The following is a 24,391-nucleotide window of genomic DNA, read 5'->3' as shown; positions in this document are numbered from 1 at the left end:
GCCCTCTGCCCTTCGGCCTCTGGGACTCTGATGTGCCCACCGCCTCTCACGGTTCTCCCTTCGACGAACCGGATTCGCCCCACGTTCCCCCGCGATACCGTTCGGTCACCGGAACCGGCGAACAACCCCCCTGGTCGGCGCCTCGGCAAGCACACCCTCCCCACTTTACATTACTTTGGGTAATAACTTAATCGCCGATTGTATGTGACTCGTGGGTTGGGGACACGGTAGCCCTCACCCTGTGTCCCAAGGGAGTTGACAAGAGTCACGATTTGCCTTCTACCAGCCTGAATTCGCTCCAATACATACGAACGGGGACGAATCGCCCTTAGACGATCCGCCCCCGATCACCCGTCGTCCCCGAAACATCACCCTCGGACGACGGTTTCGATCCTCACTCCTCGTGCGCCCCGTGCCGTCGGCCGGCCCGCCGATCCCGAGGCACCGCCGCCTCGTAGGCCTCCCGGAAGGCGCGATAGCGCTCCAGTTCCTCCTCCATCGGGGCCACGACCCGCTGCGCGGCGATCTCCCGGACCCGCTCCAAAGCGGTCCGTTCGACCTCCTCACGGCGCTGGACCGCGGCCACCTCGACGAGGTTCCCGCAGCCCACGCCGGTCAGCCATCCCACCACCAGGCCGGCCGCCACCACGGCGCCCGAGTAGGCGATGAAGAGCGGATCGTCGAACATCCGCAGTCCGGTGATGCCACCGCCGATCAGACTCACCGACGACACCAGGGCCCAGAGAAGGCCGATACCGGCCACCGTCAGCAGCGCGTACTGCACCGCCCGGGCCGGACGCCACCATGAGGGGCTGCGATCCGGGTCGCCGACCGCGCCGGAGACCGCCTCGCCCAGCTCCGCCGACAGCTCGGACAGCCCCGAACGGGCCGCCGCGCGCATCCTCCGACGCCAGAGCGAGGGCATCTCCCGCGAGATCTCGTCCGCCGCCTCGCCCAGGGCCGTCTCCAATTCGGCCTCGTGGGCGTCGACCGGGCCGCCGACGCCGGGCTCGGCCCGACGCAGGAAGTCCAGCTGGACGGCGGCCAGCGGGTCCTTGCGCAGGCTGGAGGCCCGCCGCGCCACCGGCCAACCGACCCGACGTTTGCCACGACGAACCTCGTTGGTCTCGACCACGTCGGCCACCGCCGCCACACCCGCGGCGTCGGCGAGCCCCTCCTGGACCCGGGAACGCACCCGCTCGGAGACGGTCCGGGGGATCTCCCCCGTCCCCCGGAACTCCTCGAACGGCTCGACGACCTGGTCCAGGTCGGCGACCAGACGGTCCACGAGGGCGCGTCGCTCTCCGACCGTCTCCCCCAGGAACCCGCGCAGTTCGTCGATGCCCTGACCGGTGAGGGTCGAGGTGGTGATCACCCGGGGGTGCACCCCCGACTCCGTCTCCAGGAGACGGCGCAGGTCCGTGAGCAGCTCCTCCAGCTCCTCGGGTTCGACCTTGTCCACCTGGTTGAGGACCGCGACGGTGACCGCGCCGTGCCCGGCCATCTTGGCCAGGTAACGGTGGTGGACGGCCGCGTCGGCGTACTTCTGCGGGTCCAACACCCACACGAGCAGGTCCACCGAACCGATCAGCCGATCGGCCTCGGCCGTGTGCACGCTGCGCACCGAGTCGTGGTCGGGCAGGTCGAGCAGGACCAGGCCGGTCAGCGCCGAGTCGCCCGTGTCCAGGACGCTGGTGCGCGAGTGTCGGTAGCGGGTGGGCACGCCCAACCAGCTCAGCAGGGCGTCGGCGCCCTCGTGTCCCCACACGCAGGCGTGCGCCTTGGATGTGGTGGGTCGGGTGACCCCGATCTGGGAGAGCTCCAGTCCGCACAACGCGTTGAACAGGGAGGACTTACCACTCCCGGTGCCACCGGCCAGGGCCACGACCGTGTGTTCGGCGGACAGGCGCAGACGCGCCCCCGCGTGGTCGAGGAGCTGTCCGGCCCGGCCCGTCGCCTCCTCGGGCAGGTCGTCGCCGCCCAGTTCGACGAGGGTGCTCAGGGCCTCCAGCCGCCCGATGAGCTCCGAGCGGGTGGTGGCCCCGGCCGTGCTGGGACGGTCGTGGTCGGTGAAGCGGTACTCCTCCTCGACCTCCTCGGTCCTCCCGGTCGCCTCCTCCTCGGTGGGGCGCTCGGGGACCGTGGTGTCGGGCCCGATGGCGCGGAAGGCGCCCGAGACCGCGGAGGGTCCGGGGACCCGGCGGGGCAGAGGCTCCGGTTCGTCCGGCTCCTTCACCGCCCCGGTCTCCTCCGGGACACGGTCCTCCGAGGCCGGCCCCCCGGTGTCCTCGCCCTCCTCGTTCTCGTCCCCGTCCTCGTCGGTCTGCGGGTCGGGGACCCAGGTGGCCTGGGAACGGGGGTCGCCCGCTCCGGGCGCGGGACGGGCGCCTCGACGATCGGGTTCCTGTTCGGCCACGGCCTCATCGGCCTCGGCCTCGGCCTCGGCGGGCTCGCGTTCCGGGTCGACCTCGGGCTCTGGCTCGGGCCGGATCGCCGGGAAGGCCCCCGTGTGACGGCCCGCGATACGCGCGTCGTCGGCGGCCTCGGTGAGGCTGCCGACCCAGCCCGCGAGGTTCTCGGGGTCGTCGTGGTCGCCCTCGACCGGGGCGCGCCGCGCCTCTCCGGTCAGGCGGGCGTGCCGCCCGGAACGACGCCTGCCCTCGCCTCTCATCTCCTCGGGCTCGGCCTTCGAGGCGGCGGGTTCACGACGCGCCTCCGTGCCGCTCTGGAGGGCTCCGTGCGCCGCGCCGGCTCCGGAGGGGTCCGGGTATCCGGTGATCCCGTCGTACGCGGGCTGGTCGTCGACGCCCCTGATCCGCTCCTCGGCGTGCTCGGGATGTTCGGGGACCGGCATGGTGTAGCCACGCCAGGGGCCGCTCTGTTGCTCACGCACGCGGGGAGCGGTGGGTTCGGGCGCGGGGTCGTCGACCCACGGCCCGGGACCCGCCGTACTCTCGCGTTCGGTGTCCTCACCGGTGGGGCGAGGTTCCCCGCCACCGGTGTCCCCCGCCTGCGCGGGGTTCCATTGAGTCGTCATCGTGCAATCTCAAGGTTGTACGTGGCCTGGTAGAGCTGGACGGCGCTGTCGTCGGACGGGATGTCCGCGCCGGACAGGGCGGTGTCGAAGGGGACCCGCTCGTACGCGAGCAGGCCGAGGACACGTCGACGCAGGTTCTCCCGCGCCGATCCGCCGATACTGCGCAGTGACTGCGCGCCGAACAAGCCCTTGAGCAGGCGTTGTGGGGAGGGGCCGGAGGACTCGGCCGCGTGGGCTCCGCCTCCGGAACGGGTCTGTTCGTAGCCGAGCAGGTCGATGATCATGACCAGGGCGACGACGTCGTGGTCGAAGGAGACGAAACGGGCCACCGAGCGTTTGGTGGCGCCGTCCGCGGCGGTCAGCTCGGCGATCTCGCGCTGCCACTCGCCGATCTCCTGGCGCATCTGGCGGGCGAGGTCCATCCCGCCGGGGTTGGCCAGGGCCTTCTCGACCAGGGCGTCGCCCCCGGGCACCTTGCGCCACCGCTGTTCGACCCGCTCGGCGGCGCGTTCCGCGGCGGAGACCACAAGGGCCTCCAGGGAGTCGCGCACGGCGTCCTCCAGGGCACCGACCCGACGACCGCGTTCGGCCTGTTCGGAACGGCCCTTGCGGGAGCGCTTGCCCCGAGGACGCATGCTCTTGGCGAGGTCGCCTCCGGCGGTGACCTCCTGCCAGCGGGCCAGCAGGGAGCCGCGCAGGAGCGACCCGTCGCCCAGGGAGGTGTCGATACGGTCCTGGGCGTCGGAGTAGGCGTCGTCGACGACGGCCCCCAGGGCGTGGCCCGTCTCGATCTGCCGTTCCACCTGGCGGGCCAGTTCGGGGACACGGGTGCGGAAGCTGTCGATGACACCGATGAAGGTGCGACGGGACACCCGGTCGCGCTGTTCGGCCTCGCCCGCCACGTCCGCGAGGTACTCGCGAATGTGGTCGGCGACGTTGGAGGTGAAGCGCTCTCCCCGGATCTGGTCGGTCTCGGGGATCGCGAACCTGGCGGCGTGGCCGAGACCGTTGGCCTCCAGCATCGCGCCGAAGTGGTCGAGGAGACGACGACGCCCCCTGCGCGGCACCCGGGAGAGCACCACGGCCATGGAGGTGTCCCGGTCCCGGGCCACCTGGAGGAACTCCCACACCCGGGCGTCGGCGTAACGGCCGCTGGTGGTGACGAACACCCACAGGTCGGCGGCGTCCAGGAACTTGGCCGCGAACTCGTGGTGGGCGGAGACGGCGGAGTCGACGTCGGGGGTGTCCAGCAGGGCCACGCCCGGAGGCATCGCCTCGGTCGCGGCCAGGACCAGCATGCCGTCCTTGCCGGGCATGGCCAGACCCTGCTGGCGCACACGGGGCAGGGAGGGGATGAAGGAGGCCTCGCTGAACCAGTCCACGTCGGCCGGGTTGCAGGCCAGCACGGGGCTGTTGGTGGTGGGGCGGCGCACGCCTGTGGTGGTCACCTGCTCACCGACCAGGCTGTTGACCAGCGTGGACTTGCCGGCACCGGTGGAACCGGCCACGGCGATGAGCAGAGGGATGTCGGGGCGTCGTACCCGGGGCAGGACGTAGTCGGAGAGCTGGGCCAGGACGTCCGCCTTCAGGGCCCGTCCCTCTTCGGCCCCGTCCAGACCGTCGGCGAACTCCAGGTCCAGGACCTGCTTGCGCAGAGTCTCCAGAACCTGTTCGAAACGGCTGTCCTCGCCGGTGGGGGCACGGTGTTTGGCCTGCCCGGAGGGTAGAGGGACGGTGGGTCCTCGACGTTCTCCGTCGAGGTCGTCGGCCGCGGGGCCGAGGCCCGGGCCGGTCTGGTCTGAGGTGGCGTCCGGTCCGGCTTCGAACCGGTCCGGGGCATCGGATTCCGAGGTGTCCGATGCTGCCGACGGCCGGGTCATGATCGGTATGCCCTCCTCATCGGTGCTGAGATCCCCTCGTCGGCGCGGCGAACGCGCGCCTGGATCGAAGGTGTCACGGAAGATCGCGCCCGGTCGCCAGTCGCTCCGGCTCGTACTGGGCACCCGTGTGCAGTATGTCAAGATCCCGAGCCGTTTTGACCACTTCTCCGATGATCACCACGGCGGGGGGCCGCACGCCGGCCGATCGGACCGTTGCGGCGATGTCCGCCAGCGTACCCGTCACCGTTCGCTGTCCCGGCAGGGTCGCCTCCTGGACCACCGCGACGGGGGTGTCCTCCGACCGACCGTGCGCGATCAGCGCCTCGGTGACGGCCTCGATCCGTTCCACCCCCATGAGGGCGACGACCGTACCGTGGGCCCGGGCCAGCCCGGCCCAGTCGACGGTGGAACGCGGGTCGTCGGGGGCCACGTGCGCGGAGACGATGTGGATGTCCTGGGCGACGCCCCTGTGGGTGGCGGGCACCCCGGCGGCGGCGGGGGCGGCCAGGGCGCTGGTCACCCCGGGCACCACGGTGACCGGGATCCCCGCAGCGGCGCAGGCGGCGGCCTCCTCTCCCCCTCGTCCGAAGAGGAAGGAGTCCCCGCCCTTGAGACGGACGACGAAGAGGCCCCGGCCCGCACGTTCGACGAGCACCTCGTTGATGGCCTCCTGCGGCATGGAACGGCCGTAGGGGATCTTGGCGGCGTCCACGATCTCCACATCGGAGGGCAGTCCGTCCAGGAGCGAGGTGGGCGCCAGACGGTCGACCACCACCACGTCGGCCTGGGCGAGCAACTGCCGCCCCCTGACGGTGATGAGGCCCGGGTCGCCGGGGCCGCCGCCGACCAGCGCGACCCCGCGCAGGCGCTCCCGGCCGCGGCGGGCGTCCAGGGTGCCGTCGGCGAGGCCCTCGGTGATGGCGTCGCGCAGGCCCGCCGCGCGCCGCGGGTCGCCCGAGGCCAGGACACCGACGGTGATGCCGTTGGCGGAGCCTCCCGCCGGTGTCCACGCGGAGGAGGTGTGCCGATCGTCGGCGCGCACGCACCAGACCCGGGCGCCTTCGGCCTCCTCGGACACCTCGGCGTTGATCTCCGGGTCGTCGGTGGCGGCGTGCACCAGCCAGAAGGCGGGAGCCTCGGGCCCCGAGACGTCCCCCGCCCGCCAGGCACGGCGGAGCCAGGTGATCCGCCCGGCGGCGGCCAGATCCTCCAGGGCCGGGGAGACCTCGGGGGATATGAGGGTGATCCGGGCCCCCGCCTCCAGGAGGACGGGGACACGGCGCTGGGCGACCCTGCCCCCGCCGACGACAAGCACGTCACGGTCCCGCATGCGCAGGCCCAGGAGATAGGTCACGGATCGCACCCCTCATGGTCGTCCGTGCCGGCCCCCGACGTCGGCGGCGGGGTGCGCGCGCGGGGCCCTGCCTCGGCGCGCCGCCGGCGATGTTCGGCGATTGGTTCAAATTACCTTGCCGAAACGGTGTCACGTGGAGGTCAAGGAGCGGGCACGGGAGAGGTGATTCACACCGTGCCCGTCCTCACGTCCGGGCGTCTCACGCGCCCGGTCCGGGCCGCCGGAGGCCGTTCCCGTCGGGGTCGGGTTCCGGCGGCCCTTCGGCCTCACGGGGCGGTGGAGACCCCGGCGGTGTCGAAGGTGGCGACGTCGCGCAGGGCGCGTGCGGCCGCCTGCAACAGCGGCAACGCCAGCAGGGCGCCCGAGCCCTCGCCCAGACGCATCTCCAGGTCGATCAGAGGACGCAACCCCAGGTGTTCGAGCACGGCGTCGTGCCCGGGCTCTGTGGAACGGTGCCCGGCGAAGCAGGCGGCCATGGACTCCGGGGAGATCGCCGCCGCAGCGGCCGCGGCGGAGCCGGCGATCACCCCGTCCAGCAACACCGGGACGCGCAGGGCGGCGCCGCCCAGGATGAAGCCGGTCAGGGCCGCGTGCTCCAGACCACCGAGGGAGGCCAGGACGCCGATCGGGTCGTCGAGGTCCGGCGGGTCGACCGTCAACGCCTGGCGGACCACCTCGACCTTGCGTCCGTAGGTGGCGTCGTCCACCCCCGTTCCGCGACCGGTGACCAGAGCCGGGTCGGCCCCGGTGAAGGCACAGATCAGCGCGGCGGACGGGGTGGTGTTGGCGATGCCCATGTCACCGGTGAGCAGGCAGCGCGCGCCCGACGAGACCAGGTCGCGGGCGACCTCGATACCGGTCTCCAGAGCGTGGAGCGCCTGTTCCCGGGACATGGCCGGTCCGCGGGCGAGGTCGGCGGTGCCCCGCGCCACCTTGCGGGACAGCAGGCCCGGTCGAGGGGCGAGGTCCTCGATGACGCCGACGTCCACCACGGTCACCTCGGCCCCCACCTGGGCGGCGAAGGCGTTGACCACGGCTCCCCCGTCGAGGAAGTTACGGACCATCTGCGCGGTGACCTCCTGCGGCCAAGGCGTCACACCTTGGGCGTGCACGCCGTGGTCACCGGCGAAGACGGCGACGGCCGCGGGTTCGGGGATCGGCGGAGGGGACTGTCCGGCCAGCCCGGCGAGCCGGATCGACACCTCCTCCAGGACCCCCAGGGAGCCCGGGGGCTTGGTCATACGGGCCTGCCGGTCGCGGGCCTCCTCCACGGCGCGGTGGTCGAGCGCTCCGATGGCGGTGATGGTCTCCTCCAGGAGGGTCGTGGGCTCCTGACCGGGCAGACCTCGACGACCGTAACGGTCACGGTGCACCACCCACGCCAAGGGGCGTCCCCGGGTCCGTCCGTCGTCCTCGGTGTCGGTCGTCGGTGATTCCTCAACGTAGCCGACGCAGAGGTAGGCGACGACCTCCAGGTGGGAGGGGAGGTCGAGGGCGTCGGCGACCTCTCGTTCGTCGACGAGCGAGACCCAACCGACGCCGAGCCCCTCGGTGCGGGCCGCCAGCCACAGGTTCTCGACCGCGAGCGCAGCGGAGTAGGAGGCGGGTTTGGAGTGCCGCCCCGGTGTACGACCGCCCCGGGTGGGGTCGACCGTCACCGCGATGTTGGTCGGACTCTGGGCGATGGCCTCGACCTTGAGGCCGGAGAGGGCGTGGGCCCGGGTGTCGGGGTGGGCGTCGTCGTAGGTGGCGCGCTCGCGCTCGGCGAGGTCGCGCACCCGGGCGCGCAGCTCCGGGTCGTCGATGACCAGGAAGTCCCAGGGCTGGGTGTGGCCGACCCCGGGCGCCTGGTGGGCGGCCTCCAGGACACGGGTGAGCACGTCGGCCGGGACGGGGTCGGGGCGAAAGCCCGCGTGGACGTCACGGCGTTCGCGTATGGCGCGGTAGACGGCGGCGCGTTCGGTCTCGTCGAAGTCCCTTTCGGAGGCGCGCGGAACGTCGTCGGAGGGGCTCCGGGGCGTCTCGGGGCTCGGTCGGGGGCGGTCCGCTTCGACGGCCTCGTCACTTCGGGGGCTCCCCTGGTGCGGCGGTTCCGGAAGAGGGTCGAGCGTCTCGTGCGCGCGCTCGACACCGTCCCGGACCGTCGGCCGGACCGACATCGGCGGTTCGTCCACCTGACCGTGGTCCGTGCTCGCCCCCGTGTCCCACTGCGGGCGGGGAGGTGTGGAACGGGGAGGCTGGGCGCCGCCCCGGAAGGGGATGACGTTGGGCCGCAGCTCCTCGGCCCGCTCCTCGGCGGCCGGAACGCGGCGCCCCTCCATCGACGGACGCGATGCCGGTTCGGTCCGGGGGGTCGTCGTGCCCGACGGGTGGCCGGCCGTTTCACCGTGGTCGTGTTCCGGGTGCCTGGAGACGTGCTGTTCCGGGCGGCTCTCCTCGTACATCGTGTGCCGTTCGGGGCGGACGGGGTTCATGGGCGCCCCCTGGGGTTCCTGGAGGACCCGATGGGAGGGGTCTCCCATCGCGTCCCGTCCCCGGGGCCCCTGACCGGTTCCAGGGAGACCCTCGAACAGGCCGCCCAGAGCCGGGCCGAGGCCGGGGGCGGTGCGTCCGCCCATCCATTTCGGCCCCTCGTACTCCCGGTGACGCGCGTCCTCGCGGTCGTGGTCGGTCATATCGCTCCCCGCAGCAGAAGTCCGTGGGCTGCCCGGTCTCATCCGGTCCGGTAGGGGTTCGGACCGACGTCGTCCCCGGTGTCCGCACCGTTCGCACAGGTCCCCCGACCCTGGGCAGCCTGCCCCCGCAGAGCGCAGGGGCCTCAGGTCATCACCAACTCTGCCAGAGACCACCCCCGTACGTGGTGGCCTTCGGGGTTCCGCATACCCCCTGGTACCGAGGACCGATAAGGCCGGAGGGGGCACGACCCGACCGTGATATCGGCGGCCCGCGCCCCTCTTCGAACACCTCTCAGTCAGCGGTCTCCCGTTCTTCGAGGCTTTTCGGTCGGGCCGAACACGCGTCGCGGTGGGTCCGACACCCGGGGTTATCGTGTCGCAAGTCACATGCCTGTGGCAGGCTGTTCCGGTGCCGAGCCGCGTCTATCCACAGCACGCGCTTCACGCCCCTCCCATGGGGCACTCTCATCCCCTAGAACAGATCGGACACGCATGCGCAGGCGTACCTTCCTGACCAGCGCCACGGCGGTGGCGGGCCTGAGTTCCCTCGCCCCCTCGCTGTTCACCTCGGCGGCCTCGGCGGAGACCACCGACGGGCTGAAGGCACCCCGGGTGCTCGCGGAGCGGGCCACCGCCACAGGAGAACTCGTCCGCCCCGAACGGCGCTTCGACCTCATCGCCGTCGCACGGCCTCCCGAGGTCGTCTCCTCCGAGACCGCCGTACGCTTCGAAGGCCCCGACGGCCTCGGCCCTTGGCGGGAACTGGACTTCCACACCGAGGGCCCCGACCACCACGAGCCGGTCGCCACCGCGATGGCGCTCGCCCCCGAGGGCGCCACCGGCTACCAGGTCCGCGGTGCGGACGGCGCCGAGCTCACCGCCCTGAACACCCGTGACGGTGAGGAACTGAACCTCGGCGGCCCCGAGCGGGTCGCCCTGTCGGCAGAGGGCGAGGGGATCCGGTCCTTCTCCGGCCCCACCGTCCTGCGCATGCGCAGCCGCGCGGGCTGGGGCGCCGACGAGTCCCTGCGCTTCGATGAGGACGGCACCGACCTGTGGCCGGCCGTCTTCCACCGGACCCAGGCCCTGACCGTGCACCACACCGCGTGGGAGACCACGGACGACCACGCGGCCGACATGCGGGCCGTGTACCGATACCACGCGGCCGACCTGGGCTGGGGCGACATCGGCTACCACCTGCTCATCGACCCCGAGGGCACGATCTACGAAGGACGGCACTCGGGCGAGGACGGCGTGCCCGTCTTCTCCGGTCCGCCCCTGCCCGGTCTGGCCCGTTCGGTGACCGCGGGTCACGCGGTCGGGTTCAACCACGGGAACGTCGGTGTGTGCCTGCTCGGCGACTTCACCGACGGCCTGCCCACTCAGGCCGCTCAGGACTCGCTGGTCTCTCTGCTCCGCCTGCTGTGCGCGCTGACCGGGATCGATCCGGGCCGGGACATCGAGTACGTGAACCCGGACACCGGGGTGGTGACCCCGCAGGAGGCGGTCGCCCGCCACCGGGACTGGCTGGACACCGCCTGCCCCGGCGACGCCTTCTCCGAGGTCTTCGACACCCTGATCCGGGAGCGGGTGGCCCGAGGCCTGCTCTGATCCCCTACGCGTTCGGCCCGGCGCCCTCCGTCGGGCCGAACGCGCCCTCGACGGGCGGCCCGATCGGCCGCCCCGCCCTTGCGCGTCTCCCGGAACGAACACATAGGGTGATCGGACCCCGCGCCGTCCATAACCCGTTTACCTGGAGAAAGAGGGACGAGAGCCACCATGACCAGCGCCCGGAGCACGCCGATCATGCCCGCGGTCATCCTCGAGACCGAACGGCTGCGACTGCGATCCGCGCTCGAAAGCGACATCGATGACGTGTACGCCTCCTGCACCGACCCCGGGCTCCAGCGATGGATCCCGATCCCCGCTCCGGGAGAGCCCTACACCCGCGAGTCGGCCGAACACTTCTGCCTGACTCTGGCCCCGTCCATCCGCACCTCCGGGGACGGCCAGCACTGGGCGATCCTGGAGCGCGAGAGCGGGCGTTTCATCGGTTCGATGTCCCTCCTGCGCACGGAGTGGCCCGCGATGGTCACCGAGATCGGCTACTGGATCTCCCCCTGGGGCCGTGGAAGGGGCTATGCCACCGAGGCGACCGTGGCCGTCTCCCGCTGGGCCCTCGGCCAGGGGTTCCAACGGATCGAGATCAAGGCCGCCACCGGCAACACCGCCTCCCGCCGGGTGGCCGAGGCCGCCGGTTTCGTCGCCGAGGGCGTCGAACGCAACGCGATGCCCCTGCACGAGGGACGCGCCGACCTGGCCGTGTACAGCCTCGTCCCCTCCGACGTACGGTCCGAGGCCGACTGAGGCACCCCGGCACGAGCGTCCGGGTCAGCCCCAGACCCGGGCCAGGGTCCACTCCCGCGTGATGGTGTCGTGCCGCAGTTCGTACACCCCCTGGGAGTAGGCGGACCCCGCCTCCACCCTCCAGTGCCGACATTCGGGCGCCCAGGAGCCTTCGCCCGGCTTCCGTAGCGAACTCAGGGTCACCCAGTGGTCGAGGATCCTGCGGATCCCGTAGACCCTTCCGTTCCAGACGAACCTGGCCGGACGCCCCTCGTCCTCCACGACGGTGACGTCCGCCCCGTAGTACCGCCCCACGACGACTCCCCCCGGCATCGACCGACCTCCAACGACGTCCGATGGTGCTGAGTCGAGGGCACACCACCAGGTGCCCACCCGTGGGGAAGTACGGCCGGGCATTCGAACAAGCATTCGAATACTAGCGAAGGAGGCTCCGGTCCGGAACCGTTTCCGCTCAGGAGACGTCCCCACCTGTGACACCATCGCCGGAACCCGGCGTTCCCGCCTTCGAAGGTGTACGAGAGTCATGGGCGGCGCCGATCCCACCACCGGGTCGAACCCCCCGCCCGAAACGCGCCCGGGCGGGGCGTCGATACGCTGTCAGGCGCGAACCACACGATCTACGAGGGACCCCCTACTGTGACGTCCAAGGGCCACGAAAGCGGCAAACCCCTGCGCGCGGGGGACCCGCGTGAACTCGACGGTTACCGCGTCGTCAGCCGACTCGGGCGCGGCGGCATGGGAACCGTCTACCTCGCCGAGGATCCCGCCGGCCACCCCGTCGCCGTGAAACTGATCCACCCCGATCTGGCCGACGACGAATCCTTCCGCAGGCGCTTCGCCCGCGAGGTGGACGCCGCCCGACGCGTGGCCCGTTTCTCCACCGCCGGCGTCATCGACGCCCGCCTGGAGGGCGAGCCCCTGTTCATCGTGTCGGAGTACGTTCCCGGTCCCAACCTCGACGAGGCCGTACGGCACGGGGAGCCCATGCGCGGCGGCACCCTGGACGGCCTGGCCATGGGCGTGGCCGCGGCGCTCACCGCCATCCACGGTTCCGGGGTGATCCACCGCGACCTGAAACCGGCCAACGTCCTGCTCTCCCCGGTCGGACCGAAGGTCATCGACTTCGGGATCGCCCGCGCCCTGGACGATTCCAGTGGCGGCATCACCCGCTCCAGCCAGCTCATGGGCACCCCCTCCTACATGGCGCCGGAGCTGATCCTCGGCGAGCAGGCGACCCCCGCCGCCGACATCTTCGCCTGGGGCTGCCTGGTCGCCTTCGCCGGTACCGGACGCGCCCCCTTCGACGCCGCCACCGTGCCCGCCGTACTGCACAACATCTCCTCCGCGGAACCGAGGTTGGACGGCCTGGACCCGAGCCTGCTCGACCTGGTCGGCTCCACCCTCGACAAGAACCCCGACAACCGCCCCACCTCCCAGCAGCTCCTGGCCCGGCTCACCGGGCAGGAGTCCCCGGAGGAGTCGGTGGTGCGACGCACGATCAGCACCTCCTGGGCCCCGCCGAGTTCGGCCCCGGTCGCGGGCACCCCGCCCCAGGAGACGGTCGAGGAGCTCCCCCGGGAAGAGGCGGCACCGCCACCGACCGCGGTCGCTCCCACGCTTCCCGCGCCCGACCAGGGGCGGGTCCCCACGGGAGGGTCCACCCCTCCCGGCGGGCAGAACGCCGCTCCTCAGCCCCACATACCGGGTCCGTACGCCCAGCGACCGCCCTCCGGCCCCCAGGAGGCACCGGCCCATCCGCCGCAGGCCGGCCACCCCTACGGAGCCCGACCGCAGGGCCCGGGCTCGGGTCAGGGTCAGGGCCCCTACGCGGGGGTCCCACAGGGGCCCGGCCACGGCGGATGGCACAACGGCGGCCACCCCGTGCCGACCCATCAGGGTGGGCACCCCGGCCCCTCCCCCGCCCACGGTCAGCCCGCCTTCGGCGCCCACAGCGGACCCGGCGGTCCCGGGGGGCCCGGCACGCCCGGTGGTCCGGGTTCCGCCCCTGAGAACGGCGGGTCCGGTGGGCGACGCCGCCTCATGCTCATCGGCGGCGGCGCGACCGCGCTGGTCCTGGTGGCGGTGATCGGCGGCGCCGTCCTGTTCTCCGGTTCCTCCGCGCCTCCGGAGAACACCACCAGCCTCTACTCGCACGACTTCGCCACCGACCCCGGCTGGTCCTCCTACGAGTTTGACCCTCAGGACCCGGACACCGGCCAGGTCTCCTACTGGGGCGCCCAGAACGCCATGATGCTCTGGCTCGATCCCGAGTCCGGCCCCTCCCGGGGCTCGGTCGTCCCCTACGAGCGCGAGACGCCCGACGGGATCCTCGTCCGGACCACGATGATCGCGCTGGAGGGGCCCGGGGAGTCCACGTCGGGGGTGCGCTGCTGGGACCAGGAGGACGACGAGCGCACCACGTACGAGGCTCTGCTGCGCTTCGACGGCGCCGAGGCGCAGATCCGCCGGGTGACGGAGGAGAGCGGTGACAACGCGCTCGCCTCCACCACCGACCTCGGCGGTTTCCGCACCTACGATCTCTTCGATGAGGAGAGCGACGTCGAGGGGCTGCCCTACCGGGCCGACCTCGGTGACCTGGTCACCAACGAGATCGCCCTCTCCTGCGAGTACGTGGTCGAGGACGATCAGGACCCCTACATGGACCTGCGCATGTGGGTCAACGACGAGCTGGTCCTTCAGACCAAGGACGACCAGCCGCTCCCGGACGACTCCTCTCTCGACGACGAGGAACGCCGTCGGGTCGGGATCGTGTTGCGTCCCGGTGCCGCCAATGACCCGATCGGCGCCGCCTACACCGACTACTCTCTCTACCGGATCGACCCCGAGGACTGACCCCATCCCAGGAGGAACGACATGCGCGCCATCGTGATCGAGGAGTTCGGTGGACCCGAGGTCCTGCGCCCGGCCGAGTTGGACGACCCCGCCCCCGGTCCCGGTCAGGTCCTGGTGGACGTATCGGCCAGAGGCGTCAACTTCATCGACGTCTACCAGCGCGCCGGCGCCTACCAGGTGCCGCTGCCCTACGTCCCCGGTATGGAGGCCGTCGGCACGGTCGCGGCCCTGGGCGAGGGGGTCGACTCCTTGGCAACGGGCGACCGTGTCGGCTGGGCCATGGCTCCGGGCGGCTACGCCGACCGGGCCGTGATCGACGCCTCCCGGCTCGTACCGGTGCCCGACGACGTCACCGACGAGCAGGCGGCCGCCGTACTGCTCCAGGGGATGACCGCCCACTACCTCACCCACTCGGTGCACCCCGTGGCCGAGGGCGAGACCGTCCTGGTGCACGCCGCCGCCGGCGGCACCGGTCTGCTCATCGTCCAACTGGCCAAGGCCCGAGGCGCCCGGGTGATCGGCACGGTCTCCACCGACGCCAAGGAGGCCGTCGCCCGTGAGGCGGGCGCCGACGAGATCGTCCGCTACACCGAGACCCCGGTGGCCGAGGCCGTCCGCGACCTCACCAAGGGGGAGGGCGTGGCCGCCGTCTACGACGGGGTCGGCCGGGACACCTTCGACGCGAGTCTGGCGTCGCTGCGACCGCGCGGTGTGCTGGCCCTGTTCGGCCAGTCCAGCGGAGCGGTCGAACCGGTGGACCCCAAGCGGCTCAACGGCGCCGGTTCGGTCTATCTCACCCGACCCTCGCTCGCGCACTTCGTCGCCGACCGCGACGAACTGCTGGGGCGCGCCCGCGACCTGTTCACCCTGATCGGCGAGGGGCGGCTGAACCTGCGAATCGGGGGCCGCTACCCGCTGGAGGAGGCGGGCCGGGCCCACGAGGACCTGACCTCGCGCGGCACCACCGGCAAGCTGCTGCTGATCTGACCCTCGACGAACCGGAGGCGCCCTCGTCGAGGGCGCCTCCGGGCGTTCGTGGAACCGATCTCCTCACTCGCCGTCGCGCGGTTCCGGAGTGCCGAGCCCCGCGCCGGCCCTGCGCACGTCGTCTCGGGCGTCGGCGACCGCCCGCTCCGCGGCCTCGGCCGCCTGGGCCGCGGCCCGGGCCGAGGAGGAACCGGCCGGATCGGGTCCGGTGATCTGCGCCGGACCGCTGTCGGCCCCCTCGTCGGCCGCCTTCTCCGTCGAGGGCGTGGACGCCGCCGCCTCGCCGGCGAAGGCCTGACTGACGTTCTTGACCGCCTCGGTGAGCTCGCCCGGGATCACCCAGAAGGTGTTGTTGCCCTCGCCCTCGGCCAGGCTCGGCAGGGTCTCCAGGTACTTGTAGGCGAGCAGCTTGGCGTCGGCGTTGTTGGCGTGCACCGCCTGGAAGACCCGCTCGATCGCCTGGGCCTCACCGTCGGCCCGCAGGATCGCCGCCTGCTGGTCTCCCTGCGCCTCCAGGATCGCCTGCTGACGGGCGCCCTCCGCCTTGAGGATGCGGGACTGACGCTCACCCTCGGCGTGCAGGATCGCCGCGCGCTTGTCGCGGTCGGCCCGCATCTGCTTCTCCATCGCCTCCTTGATGGTGGGAGGCGGGTCGATCGCCTTGATCTCGACCCGGTTGATCCGGATCCCCCACTTGCCGGTGGTCTCGTCCAGGACCCCGCGCAGTCGGGTGTTGATCTCCTCACGGGAGGTCAGGGTGCGCTCCAGGTCCATGGAACCGATGACGTTGCGCAGCGTGGTGACGGTGAGCTGGTCTATGGCCTGGATGTAGTTGGCGACCTCGTAGGCGGCCGCCTTGGGCTGGGTCACCTGGTAGTAGAGGACGGTGTCTATGTTCACCACGAGGTTGTCCTCGGTGATCACCGGCTGCGGCCGCGAACTGAACACCTGTTCACGCAGGTCGAACTTGGTGTTGACGCGGTCGACCCCCGGGATGATGAAGTTCAGTCCGGGGTCGAGCGTCCTGATGTAGCGGCCGAAGCGCTCGATGTTGTAGGCGCGCGCCTGCGGCACGATACGGATCGCCGACAGCGCGGCGGCGACCAGGATGACCGCGATGATGATGAGCGGTATGGCTGATTCCATCTTCTGCACCTGTCCTTCGGTCGTGTCCTCGTCGATCGTCGCCCGCTCGTCACGGACCGGCTCCGCCGGTGCCGCGAGAGCGTCGACGAGAACACTCCCTCGTTCGGGGGATGCGGCCGCCGTCCGTGGCCGGTCGTCGGGCCCCGTCCCCGATGTGGACGGAAGCGGTCCCGCCGGCCGACCCGCCGCGGTGTCGGCCGGTCAGTCCTGCTCGGGTCTGTTCTGTTCCGGCGGTTCGGGCCGTTCCGGCAGGGCCTCGCGCGGATAGACCACGGCCGTCGCGCCATCGATCTCCATGACATCGACACGCGCCCCGACCGGGACCACCAGGTCCTCGTCCAGGCAGCGCGCCGACCACTCCTCACCGTTCAACTTGACGAGCCCGCGATCGGCGTCGACCTCCTCCAGGACCACCGCCGACCTGCCCACCAGGGCGGCGGTTCCGGAACGGACGTCGGGGCCCCGGTTCATCTGCCGGTCCATGAGCGGCTTGACCAGGACGAGCCCCGCGGCGGCGGCCGCGGCGAACCCGATGATCTGCACGACCACGGGAAGCCCCAGCGCGCCCAGCAATCCGGCCACCAGAGCGGCGGCGGCCAGGAGACCCAGGACGAAGGTCAGCGTGAAGAACTCGGCGACGCCGAGAGCGGTCGCGAGAATGATCCAGATCAGCCAGACCGGCATGTTCCTGTGGCCCTCCCCGCCATGGTTCCGGGTAGTCCTTAAGCTACCCACACAAACCCTCCGCACCACAAGATCCCCTGAACGGATACACGATCGCGGCCCGCGGCTCCCCCGAGGATCGAGGTGTGCCGCGGGCCGCGTCCGTTCCGAGCGGCTAGCGTCCGCCGGAGAACTCGTAGACGAGCTGATAGGTGGGTCGGTTCTGCCAGTGGATCGGCCACATGTCGATCCCGCCCACGGACTGGTGGATCACCGTGTCCGCGCAGAGCTGGTCGCCGGCCGAGCAGTTCCCGTCACCCGGGTAGACCTCGCCCGCGGGGACCGCCGCCGCCTGGGCGAGGCTGTCCAGCAGCACCGTCCGGCAGTCGCCGAGGTCGCCCTCGCCGCAGTAGGCCCGGTCGCCGAGCGTGCCGTCGACCTCTCGATCCAGGACCGTGCGCAGGTCCTTGTCCACGTAGGACCACCATCCGTACTGGAAGGCCGAGCCCACGTGCCCGTTGCGCGCCGGGGACTCGTCGACCGAGGCGGCCCGGGTGATCTGGGTGAACAGATCCTCGCCCAGGCCCGGCTCGAACTGGGCCCGCACCAGGATCGGCCACCAGGCGTCCAGGACCCGGATGGCGTCGGCGTGGTCGTAGTAGCCGGCGTCGCGGTGCGGTTCGCGCCGCAGGGCTCCGCCGTCGACCCAGGCCCGCAGGGAGTCCACGGTGGCGGCCAGCTCCGGGTCGTCGACCTCCTCGGAGTCGATGACCTCCAGCAGGAGCGGGAGCACCTGCTCGGCGCGCAGGTCGGCGACCCCGGCCTCCATCATCGTCGCGGTCAGGGAGGCGGTGGTGAACCGATGCCCCTCCCCGATCAGACCGGACACCCGGGCGTCCAGCAGGTCGTTGCGGTGCACCGAACCGGTCGACCAGCCCGAGGTGTACCCCTGCGCCGGCTTGTTGTTCCAGTTGACGATGTAGTCCGGGTTGATCTGCTGCGGGTGGTCCTCCTTGGGGTGGTAGTCGGCCTCGTTGGTGGCCGGGTCCCAGCCCGACCAGCCGGCGGACGAGGAGGCGTCGATCGGCAGGTTGGGGTTGGTGCCCTCGAGCCGCATCGGGTTGGAGCCCGAGTTGATGAAGGCGATGTCCTCGTCGTCGACATAGTGCCAGTTGAAGGCGTAGCCGATGTCCCCGGCGGCCTCGGTGAAGCTCTCCGCCGAGGTGATCTCGTCGGGGTCGTTGAACCTCTGGAAGCCGAGGATCGAGTCGACCTCGCGCATGTAGGTCGATCGCAGCTCGGTGAAGGCGACCGGAGCACCGTCGACGGTGGCGAAGGAGCGCACCAGGCCGTGGTCCGAACGCAACGAGGTGAGCGTGTAGCCGCCCTCGGGGGTCTGGTCGGCGATGGTCGGGGTCCAGTCGTTGCTGACGCTCAGCGACTCGAAGTCCACGCAGTCACCGGAGGCGTTCACGTAGGAGCGCGATGAGGTCGTGGGCGCCGAACCGTCGGTCTCGCACAGTTCGACCGCGAAGGTGTCGGTGATGTCCTGGCCCGCCGAGGTGGCGCTCCAGGCGTAGTCGACCCCGCGTCCCATCTGGACGTAGAAGCTGACACCGGCGAAAGAGGCGCCGCGCGCGCTGATCCCGGGCCCCTGGAGCTCCTGGAGCATGAGCAGCTGCGGAGAGAAGTACCCGGTCTGGGGACCCATCACGGCGACGGGGTTGCCGCTCTCGGTGTGCTCACCGGAGACGAGCAGGGCGTTGGACATGCCCCTCGGGTCGAGGAAGCCCTCGGGGAGCACGCCGTCGTCGAAGATGCCCTCGACGGCGGACAGGTCGCCCTCCTCGGCCATCTCCTCCAGCTCGGCCCGCTGCTCCTCGGTGAGGTCGTCCACGGTGGGGGCGTCGGCCCCTGGGACCTCCTCGTCGGAGACCGACTCCGCCGCGGCGACGGAGGCGTCGGAGGCCGCCGAACCGTACTCGTCGTGGACGATGTCGTAGGGCTCCACCGATCCGGCGTCGGGGATCACCTCGCCGACCGGGTCGTCGGGGGTCTGGCTGTAGGGGAACTCACCGTCGACGCTGACCGAGGCCTCGGGGTCGTTCTCCATCCGCCAGGCCCGCCAGAGCTCCAGCCCCTCCTCGGCGCCGTAGCGGTCCTGGAAGTTGGCGAGGACGATCGCGGACTGGACCTCGCCGCCGCCCCCGCCGCCGAAGATCCCGCCGACCATGGCGGCGATGCCGACGACGTCGGTGGGGGTGAAGGGCTCGATCTCGCCCGCGTTGGTGATGGCGTTCTTGTGCCCGGTCAGGACGTACTCGCCGGGGAAGTAGCGGCCCTTGTCGGACTCGGCGATGTAGGCGTTGACGCCTTCGAGGTAGGAGTCGACGTCGGCGAGGGCCTGAGCGCCCCGTTCTCCGCTGTCGGCGACCCGATCGATCTGGGCCTGCTTGTCCTCCTCGGTGTAGGGCGCCGTGGCCCACAGGTCCTGTTCCAGACCGCGGTTGCCCTCGGCGCCTCCGGCGAAGGAGGTGAGTTCGCCCCGGCCGACGCGACGCAGGACGTCCATGAGGAAGAGGCGGTCCTCGCCGGCGGCGTATCCGGCGCCGAACATGGTGCCCTCACGGGTCGTTCCCTCGATGTGCGGGATGCCGTGGCGGGCGTCGCGGGTGATGGTGACGTCCTCGCGCGGCCGGTACTCCCGGTCCACTCCGGCGTCGCCGACCCCGAAGGTGGCGTCCTGGAAGAACTCGTCCAGACGCTCTTCGGTGAGGTTGTCGTACTGGTGCACCAGCTCGTCGTACATGTCGAGCTGACTGGAGGAGTAGGCCGGACGGGTGCCGAAGACCTGGTGGCCGAGGATCTCGACCAGGGTGGCGCTGCCGTTCTGGCCCGGCGGGAGGATGTCCAGGCACCCGGCGGGCGCGCAGTAGTCCTCGTAGGCGACCGGTTCGGCCAGGGCGGGCGCGACCGGCACCGCGGAGACGGTGGAGGCGACGACCGCCATGGCGGCCCCCACCGCGCCGGCACGGAACCGGCGCCTTCGGGCAGGGGGGCTGAGGGGCGGAGGGGAGGGAGGCATGTGTAGCTGTCACCACCTGGGGGTGCGGGCGATGGATCAGCCGCATGTTACGTAGGGGCGCGCAAATCGCGAAAGTCTTTCACGTTTTCGGGAGCGTCCTGGACAGAACGACCCGAACCCTCATGTTTGAACGTGACGGGTGACACACCAGGGCCGATACTCCGAACGCACCGCACACGATCCCTCACACCCATCCCCTCGAATGGCCACAACCGGCCACAACCTCCCCCGGCCGCGGAACGACGGGCCGGGGCGGGAAGGGCGCGATCAGACCCCGTTCGCGGCCTTGGCACGCGCCGACCAGGCGATGACCGGCAGGACCGCCAACGCGAGCACACCCCCGCTCAGGGACAGCAGGGCATAGCTCCCGGCCGCCACCACCATCCCCGAGGCCAGACCTCCACCGGCGCCCGCGATCGCGATCGCCACGTCCACGGTGCCCTGGACCTTCGCCCGGGTGGCGGTCGGGGCCGCGTCGGTGATGATCGCCGTCCCCGAGACCAGACCGAAGCTCCACCCCAGCCCCAGCAGGGCCAGCGCCAAAGCCAACAGCGGCACCGACGCGGGCGGGGCCAGGGCCGCCACGATCCCCGCCGCCACCAGGGTGACCCCCGAGGCCGCCGCCACGGGCAGCCTTCCCACCCGGTCGACCAGCAGACCGGAGATCGGTGAGGGCAGGTACATCGCCGCGACGTGGACGGCGATCACCAGGCCGGCCGCGCCCACCGAATGCCCGTGACCGATCATGTGGATCGGGGTCATCGTCATGATCGCGACCATGACGAGCTGGGACAGGACCATGACGGTCGCCCCCAGGAGCAGCATCCGCCGGTCGCCGTCCGACCCGGCGTCGTCCTTCACCGCGACGCCCTCGACACCCGTCTCCCGGGCCAGGGCCGTGAGCAGCGGGTCGGGCCGCAGCAGGAGCCACAGCACCAGACCGGCCGAGGCGTAGGCCGCGGCGGCCAGCAGAAAGGGGCCGGACAGCTCCGGGATCCCGATCGACCGTGCCAGAGCCCCCAGTTGTTCGACCAGGTTGGGGCCCACGACCGCGCCCAGGGTGGTCGCCACCATCACCGTGCTCAGGGCCCGCCCTCGGCTGCCCGGCGTGGCCAGGTCGGCGCCGGCGTAACGGGCCTGGAGGTTGGTGGCGGTCCCCGCCCCGTATACGAACAAGGACACGAACAGCAGCGCCACACTGTCCGCCATCGCCGCGGCGACCACGCCCAGAGCACCGACCGCGCCCACCGCGTACCCGGCCGCCAGACCGGTACGCCGCCCCAGACGCTGCGAGGTCCGACCGATCAGGGCGGCGGCCACCGCCGAACCCACCGTGAACAGGGCACTGGGCAGACCGGCCCAACCCGCGCCGCCGAGCATCTCCTGGGCGAGCAGGGCCCCCACGGTGATGCCCGCCGCCAGGCCGGCGCCGCTGAGCACCTGCGCGACGACCAACACGGTCAGGACACGTCTCTGGTCGGGATGGGGAGAGGACTCGATGGAGGTCATGTCGGGGCCTTGTCTCGATGGGGTCGGCGAAGGGGGGTGGCGGGCGACGGCGAATCCGACGTCCGAGCGCCGCTTCGGTCCTTCGAACATCGGAACGGCGTCACGTCCGTGGAAACGCGGCGGACGCACGGCGTCGTAGGAGAGTAGACGACTCACCTCCGGCCGGCGACGGCCCCCCGACGTCGAAGGCGGCCACCCGGCGCGCGCCCCTTACCGAACCCCGCGCCGACCACCGCCACCGCGAGCGCGCCCACGTTCACCGCCCGCGCCAACCGCACCGCCCGCCGGATGTCGGCGACCCCCACCTCGGGCCCCTCCCCCATCCGCGGCCGGTGCTCCACCCGATCCCCGTAGGTGTTGGTCCCGCCCAGCGTCCGCCCCAGCGCGCCCGCGAACGCGGCCTCGCACTGTCCGGCGTTCGGACTCGGATGGGCACGACGGTCGCGCCGCCATACCTTCCAGGCCTTCCCCATGTCCCCGCCCACCAGCGGCGACGCGGCCACCGCGAGCAGGGCCGTCAACCGGGCGGGCGCCCATCCGGCCACGTCGTCCGACCGGGCCGAGGCCTTACCGAACCGCTCGTAACGCTCGTTCCGGTGACCGACCATCGCGTCCAACGTGTTGACCGCCCGGAAACCCACCAACCCCGGCGTTCCGCACAACGCGCCCCACACCAGCGGACCGACGACGGCGTCGGAGGTGTTCTCGGCGACCGACTCCACCACCGCCCGCGCCACCCCGTCCTCGTCCAGGAAGCTCGGATCACGCCCGCACAGGCCCCGCACGAGCGTCCGCGCCCGTTCCAGATCCCCTCGTTCCAAGGCGTCGGCCACCCGTTCGGCCTCACGTCCGAGCATGCTTCCGCCCAGGACCGCCCAGGTCGCCGCGGCGGTGGCCACCGGCCCCCGCAACCCACGACCCGCCACGACCGCCGGCACCACGGCGGCGGCCGTGAACACCGCCCCCGCCGCCACCGAGTCGCGGTAGAGCCACCGTTCCAACCTCCCGGCCGCCGCGCCGAAGAGCGCCACCGGATGCCCCTCACGCGGATCCGGCACCAACCCGTCCAGCACGAACCCCGAGATCAATCCCCGTCTCATGCCCTCAGTCAACAGCACCGACCCGGGTCACCGGACCACGGCCGAATCGGTTTGGCGCACCGCTCGTTCGTCCATACCCCTAGAGCCCCATACAGTCGGCAAGAGAGGCGAACACATGCTGGTCGAGCTCGCGTCAACGGAGATCTCCGCAGGTCAGTGGTGGGTCTTCTGATCGACCGGGCCGCCTCTCGGTGAGGGGCGGCCCCTCGCAGTTCGCGAAACACCGGCCGCGCAGCACCGCAACCGGGGTTAATCACCGGTAACGTGGGGCGGGAAGCCCATAGAGACCGATTTGGTGGAACGCGCGTGCTAAAGAGACGCAACTACGAATCCCCGTAGTCGATGAGGCTTTGCCCGGCTGTGGGCGACATCTGCCGAATACCCTAGAATGTCTGCTCGGGACAGCGGAGGCACCACCGCGCGGGCCCTCCCGCCAGAGGATCGCCCCTCTCGCCCCACCCCCGGTCACAACCCGGTCACGTCCGGCGAAGTCGGGCCACAATTGAATGCTGGCACCCGTAGCTCAGTGGATAGAGCACCGGACTTCTAATCCGACGGTCGCAGGTTCGAATCCTGCCGGGTGCGCCACAAAACCCCAGGTCAAACGGGGTAAGCGAGGACCTCAGGCGAGGTCCTCGCGGCGTTTCGGGGCCATGTGTGCTCCTCGTGTGCTCCCCAGTACAAGGTGAGTTCAGGTGGGCGTCCACCTTCCGGAGCACTTTGCCATCCCGTGATCGTGGCGCCCGCGCCGGTGCAGGGCCGTGTCCGCCCACCAGCGCCCCACAACCGCCCAGACGCTCCGCGTGGGCGCTGTGTACGCCGCGTAGCCCAACGGGCCGCCTACAGCTGTTTCAGTCCAAACCCCCTACCCCGCAGGGGTTCACACGACATAATCGGGACATGAACAAAGCGAGGTGGATCTGGGCAACAGCGGTGACCATCGCGATCTTGACCGCGCTGGGAGTCGGACTGTGGTTCGGCGGCGGCTCCACCACACGAGAAGGGTGGGAAACCATGTCCAGGGCGGCAGGAATCACCGCCGCTCTTGTTCTGTTCGTCGCCGTCATCGCCTGGGCCACTACGTCCCGATCTTCCGCCTCAACCCGATCTCCAAATCCGACAGGTAGAAGCGATGCCGTGAACACGCTGAACGGCAACATCTCCGGAAGCACCGTCATCCAAGGCCGGGACATACATGTAGAGAACACCGCCCCTGGGCAAACCGCTAACTTCCAGCAACAGAATCTGCTCTACTCAGACCAACAACTTGCCCGACGTTCACTGACAGGCTGGCTGCACAGCCTCCAGCTTGATTTCGACGAGCTCTGGAGCGACCTGTGCCACGAGAGCGAAGAGCACCACAAGAGCGCCAGAGACAAAATCGAACGAATCCCATGGGAGCACCGGAGGCTCCCAAAGGAAGTTGCAGAAACAAAATACCTCTGGGGAAAGGAAACCAGGAACGTATTCAATGGCATCTCGCCCATCATGAGCAAAGCTTATAACTCCGGAAGCCTAGCACTAACTTGCAATTACCATAATTCTGAATCGATTCCTTCTCCCATCAAAGACGACAAAGAAGCCCGAAAAAGTTACCATGAGCATCTGGGTCGGTTCCACGAATCAATGGGTGAACTGGAAGCCTTCAGAAGAAAGATAGATTTGTGCCTAGAGTCACAAACTCTCCCACGCCTGCCCAGCCAACCCCTCCATACTCAACGGGATCTTTAATCCA

15 protein-coding genes and 1 tRNA gene are annotated in these 24,391 nt (G+C 70.9%); 6 read left to right on the top strand and 10 right to left on the bottom strand.

Going from position 1 to position 24,391, the window contains the following annotated elements; translation table 11 throughout:
* Positions 1-394: 394 nt before the first annotated feature.
* The 4 genes from TR33_RS20220 to cobT form a co-directional block, all read right to left on the bottom strand.
* Positions 395-3,037 carry a YfjP family GTPase gene (locus TR33_RS20220; protein WP_042284780.1) on the bottom strand — a complete coding sequence of 881 codons (2,643 nt, stop codon included), beginning with the start codon at positions 3,035-3,037 and terminating at the stop codon, positions 395-397.
* Complete coding sequence (locus TR33_RS20215; RefSeq protein WP_014908531.1) at positions 3,034-4,917, bottom strand: dynamin family protein; 1,884 nt, start codon at positions 4,915-4,917, stop codon at positions 3,034-3,036. The genes TR33_RS20220 and TR33_RS20215 overlap by 4 nt, the downstream gene beginning before the upstream one ends.
* 73 nt (positions 4,918-4,990) lie before the next feature.
* Entirely contained in the window at positions 4,991-6,271 is a 1,281-nt protein-coding gene (gene cobA, locus TR33_RS20210) for a uroporphyrinogen-III C-methyltransferase (protein ID WP_014909720.1), read from the bottom strand.
* 266 nt (positions 6,272-6,537) lie between these two features.
* Positions 6,538-8,946, bottom strand: a complete 2,409-nt coding sequence (gene cobT / locus TR33_RS20205) for a nicotinate-nucleotide--dimethylbenzimidazole phosphoribosyltransferase (RefSeq protein ID WP_014911059.1) — start codon at positions 8,944-8,946, stop codon at positions 6,538-6,540.
* Positions 8,947-9,438: 492 nt separating this feature from the next.
* On the opposite strand from cobT, the gene TR33_RS20200 reads away from it, so the two are divergent.
* A complete protein-coding gene (locus TR33_RS20200) occupies positions 9,439-10,557 on the top strand; it encodes a peptidoglycan recognition protein family protein (RefSeq protein ID WP_042284779.1) in 1,119 nt (372 codons plus the stop codon).
* A 168-nt stretch (positions 10,558-10,725) separates the two neighbouring features.
* Positions 10,726-11,313 carry a GNAT family N-acetyltransferase gene (locus TR33_RS20195; RefSeq protein WP_042284777.1) on the top strand — a complete coding sequence of 196 codons (588 nt, stop codon included), beginning with the start codon at positions 10,726-10,728 and terminating at the stop codon, positions 11,311-11,313.
* Positions 11,314-11,337: 24 nt separating this feature from the next.
* Here the strand turns inward: TR33_RS20195 and TR33_RS20190 are convergent, their stop codons facing one another.
* Positions 11,338-11,625 (bottom strand): DUF6504 family protein, encoded by a 288-nt coding sequence (locus tag TR33_RS20190; RefSeq protein ID WP_014912338.1) that lies wholly within the window; start codon positions 11,623-11,625, stop codon positions 11,338-11,340.
* A 324-nt stretch (positions 11,626-11,949) separates the two neighbouring features.
* Between TR33_RS20190 and TR33_RS20185 the strand changes: the two genes are divergently transcribed.
* Together TR33_RS20185 and TR33_RS20180 are read left to right on the top strand one after the other, a co-directional pair.
* On the top strand, positions 11,950-14,166 hold the full coding sequence (locus TR33_RS20185; protein ID WP_042284776.1) for a serine/threonine-protein kinase: 2,217 nt from the start codon (positions 11,950-11,952) through the stop codon (positions 14,164-14,166).
* A 21-nt stretch (positions 14,167-14,187) separates the two neighbouring features.
* A complete protein-coding gene (locus tag TR33_RS20180; protein ID WP_014909772.1) occupies positions 14,188-15,153 on the top strand; it encodes a quinone oxidoreductase family protein in 966 nt (321 codons plus the stop codon).
* 63 nt (positions 15,154-15,216) lie between these two features.
* Here the strand turns inward: TR33_RS20180 and TR33_RS20175 are convergent, their stop codons facing one another.
* The 5 genes from TR33_RS20175 to TR33_RS20155 form a co-directional block, all read right to left on the bottom strand.
* The gene (locus tag TR33_RS20175; RefSeq protein ID WP_014910501.1) at positions 15,217-16,299 is read right to left on the bottom strand and encodes an SPFH domain-containing protein; all 1,083 of its coding nucleotides are present in this window, start codon (positions 16,297-16,299) and stop codon (positions 15,217-15,219) included.
* A 201-nt stretch (positions 16,300-16,500) separates the two neighbouring features.
* Entirely contained in the window at positions 16,501-16,983 is a 483-nt protein-coding gene (locus TR33_RS20170) for an NfeD family protein (RefSeq protein ID WP_014913583.1), read from the bottom strand.
* A gap of 154 nt (positions 16,984-17,137) precedes the next feature.
* Positions 17,138-19,972, bottom strand: coding sequence for a penicillin acylase family protein (locus TR33_RS20165; RefSeq protein WP_199806166.1), 2,835 nt, complete (start codon positions 19,970-19,972; stop codon positions 17,138-17,140).
* Positions 19,973-20,314: 342 nt separating this feature from the next.
* Positions 20,315-21,556, bottom strand: a complete 1,242-nt coding sequence (locus TR33_RS20160; RefSeq protein ID WP_199806165.1) for an MFS transporter — start codon at positions 21,554-21,556, stop codon at positions 20,315-20,317.
* Positions 21,557-21,708: 152 nt separating this feature from the next.
* Positions 21,709-22,656 carry a cobalamin biosynthesis protein gene (locus TR33_RS20155; RefSeq protein WP_108914160.1) on the bottom strand — a complete coding sequence of 316 codons (948 nt, stop codon included), beginning with the start codon at positions 22,654-22,656 and terminating at the stop codon, positions 21,709-21,711.
* Between the two features lie 512 nt (positions 22,657-23,168).
* Here TR33_RS20155 and TR33_RS20150 point away from each other — a divergent pair.
* Positions 23,169-23,244: transfer RNA gene (locus TR33_RS20150), tRNA-Arg, on the top strand.
* Positions 23,245-23,556: 312 nt separating this feature from the next.
* Positions 23,557-24,387, top strand: coding sequence for a hypothetical protein (locus TR33_RS26730; RefSeq protein ID WP_159068811.1), 831 nt, complete (start codon positions 23,557-23,559; stop codon positions 24,385-24,387).
* The last annotated feature ends 4 nt before the right edge of the window (positions 24,388-24,391 follow it).

It is taken from the genome of Nocardiopsis alba (genome assembly GCF_000710955.1).
In the GTDB taxonomy this organism is placed as follows: Bacteria; Actinomycetota; Actinomycetes; order Streptosporangiales; family Streptosporangiaceae; genus Nocardiopsis; species Nocardiopsis alba.
The sequence above is the reverse complement of the archived record's forward strand: the minus strand, read 5'-3'. Positions and strand labels throughout refer to the sequence as shown.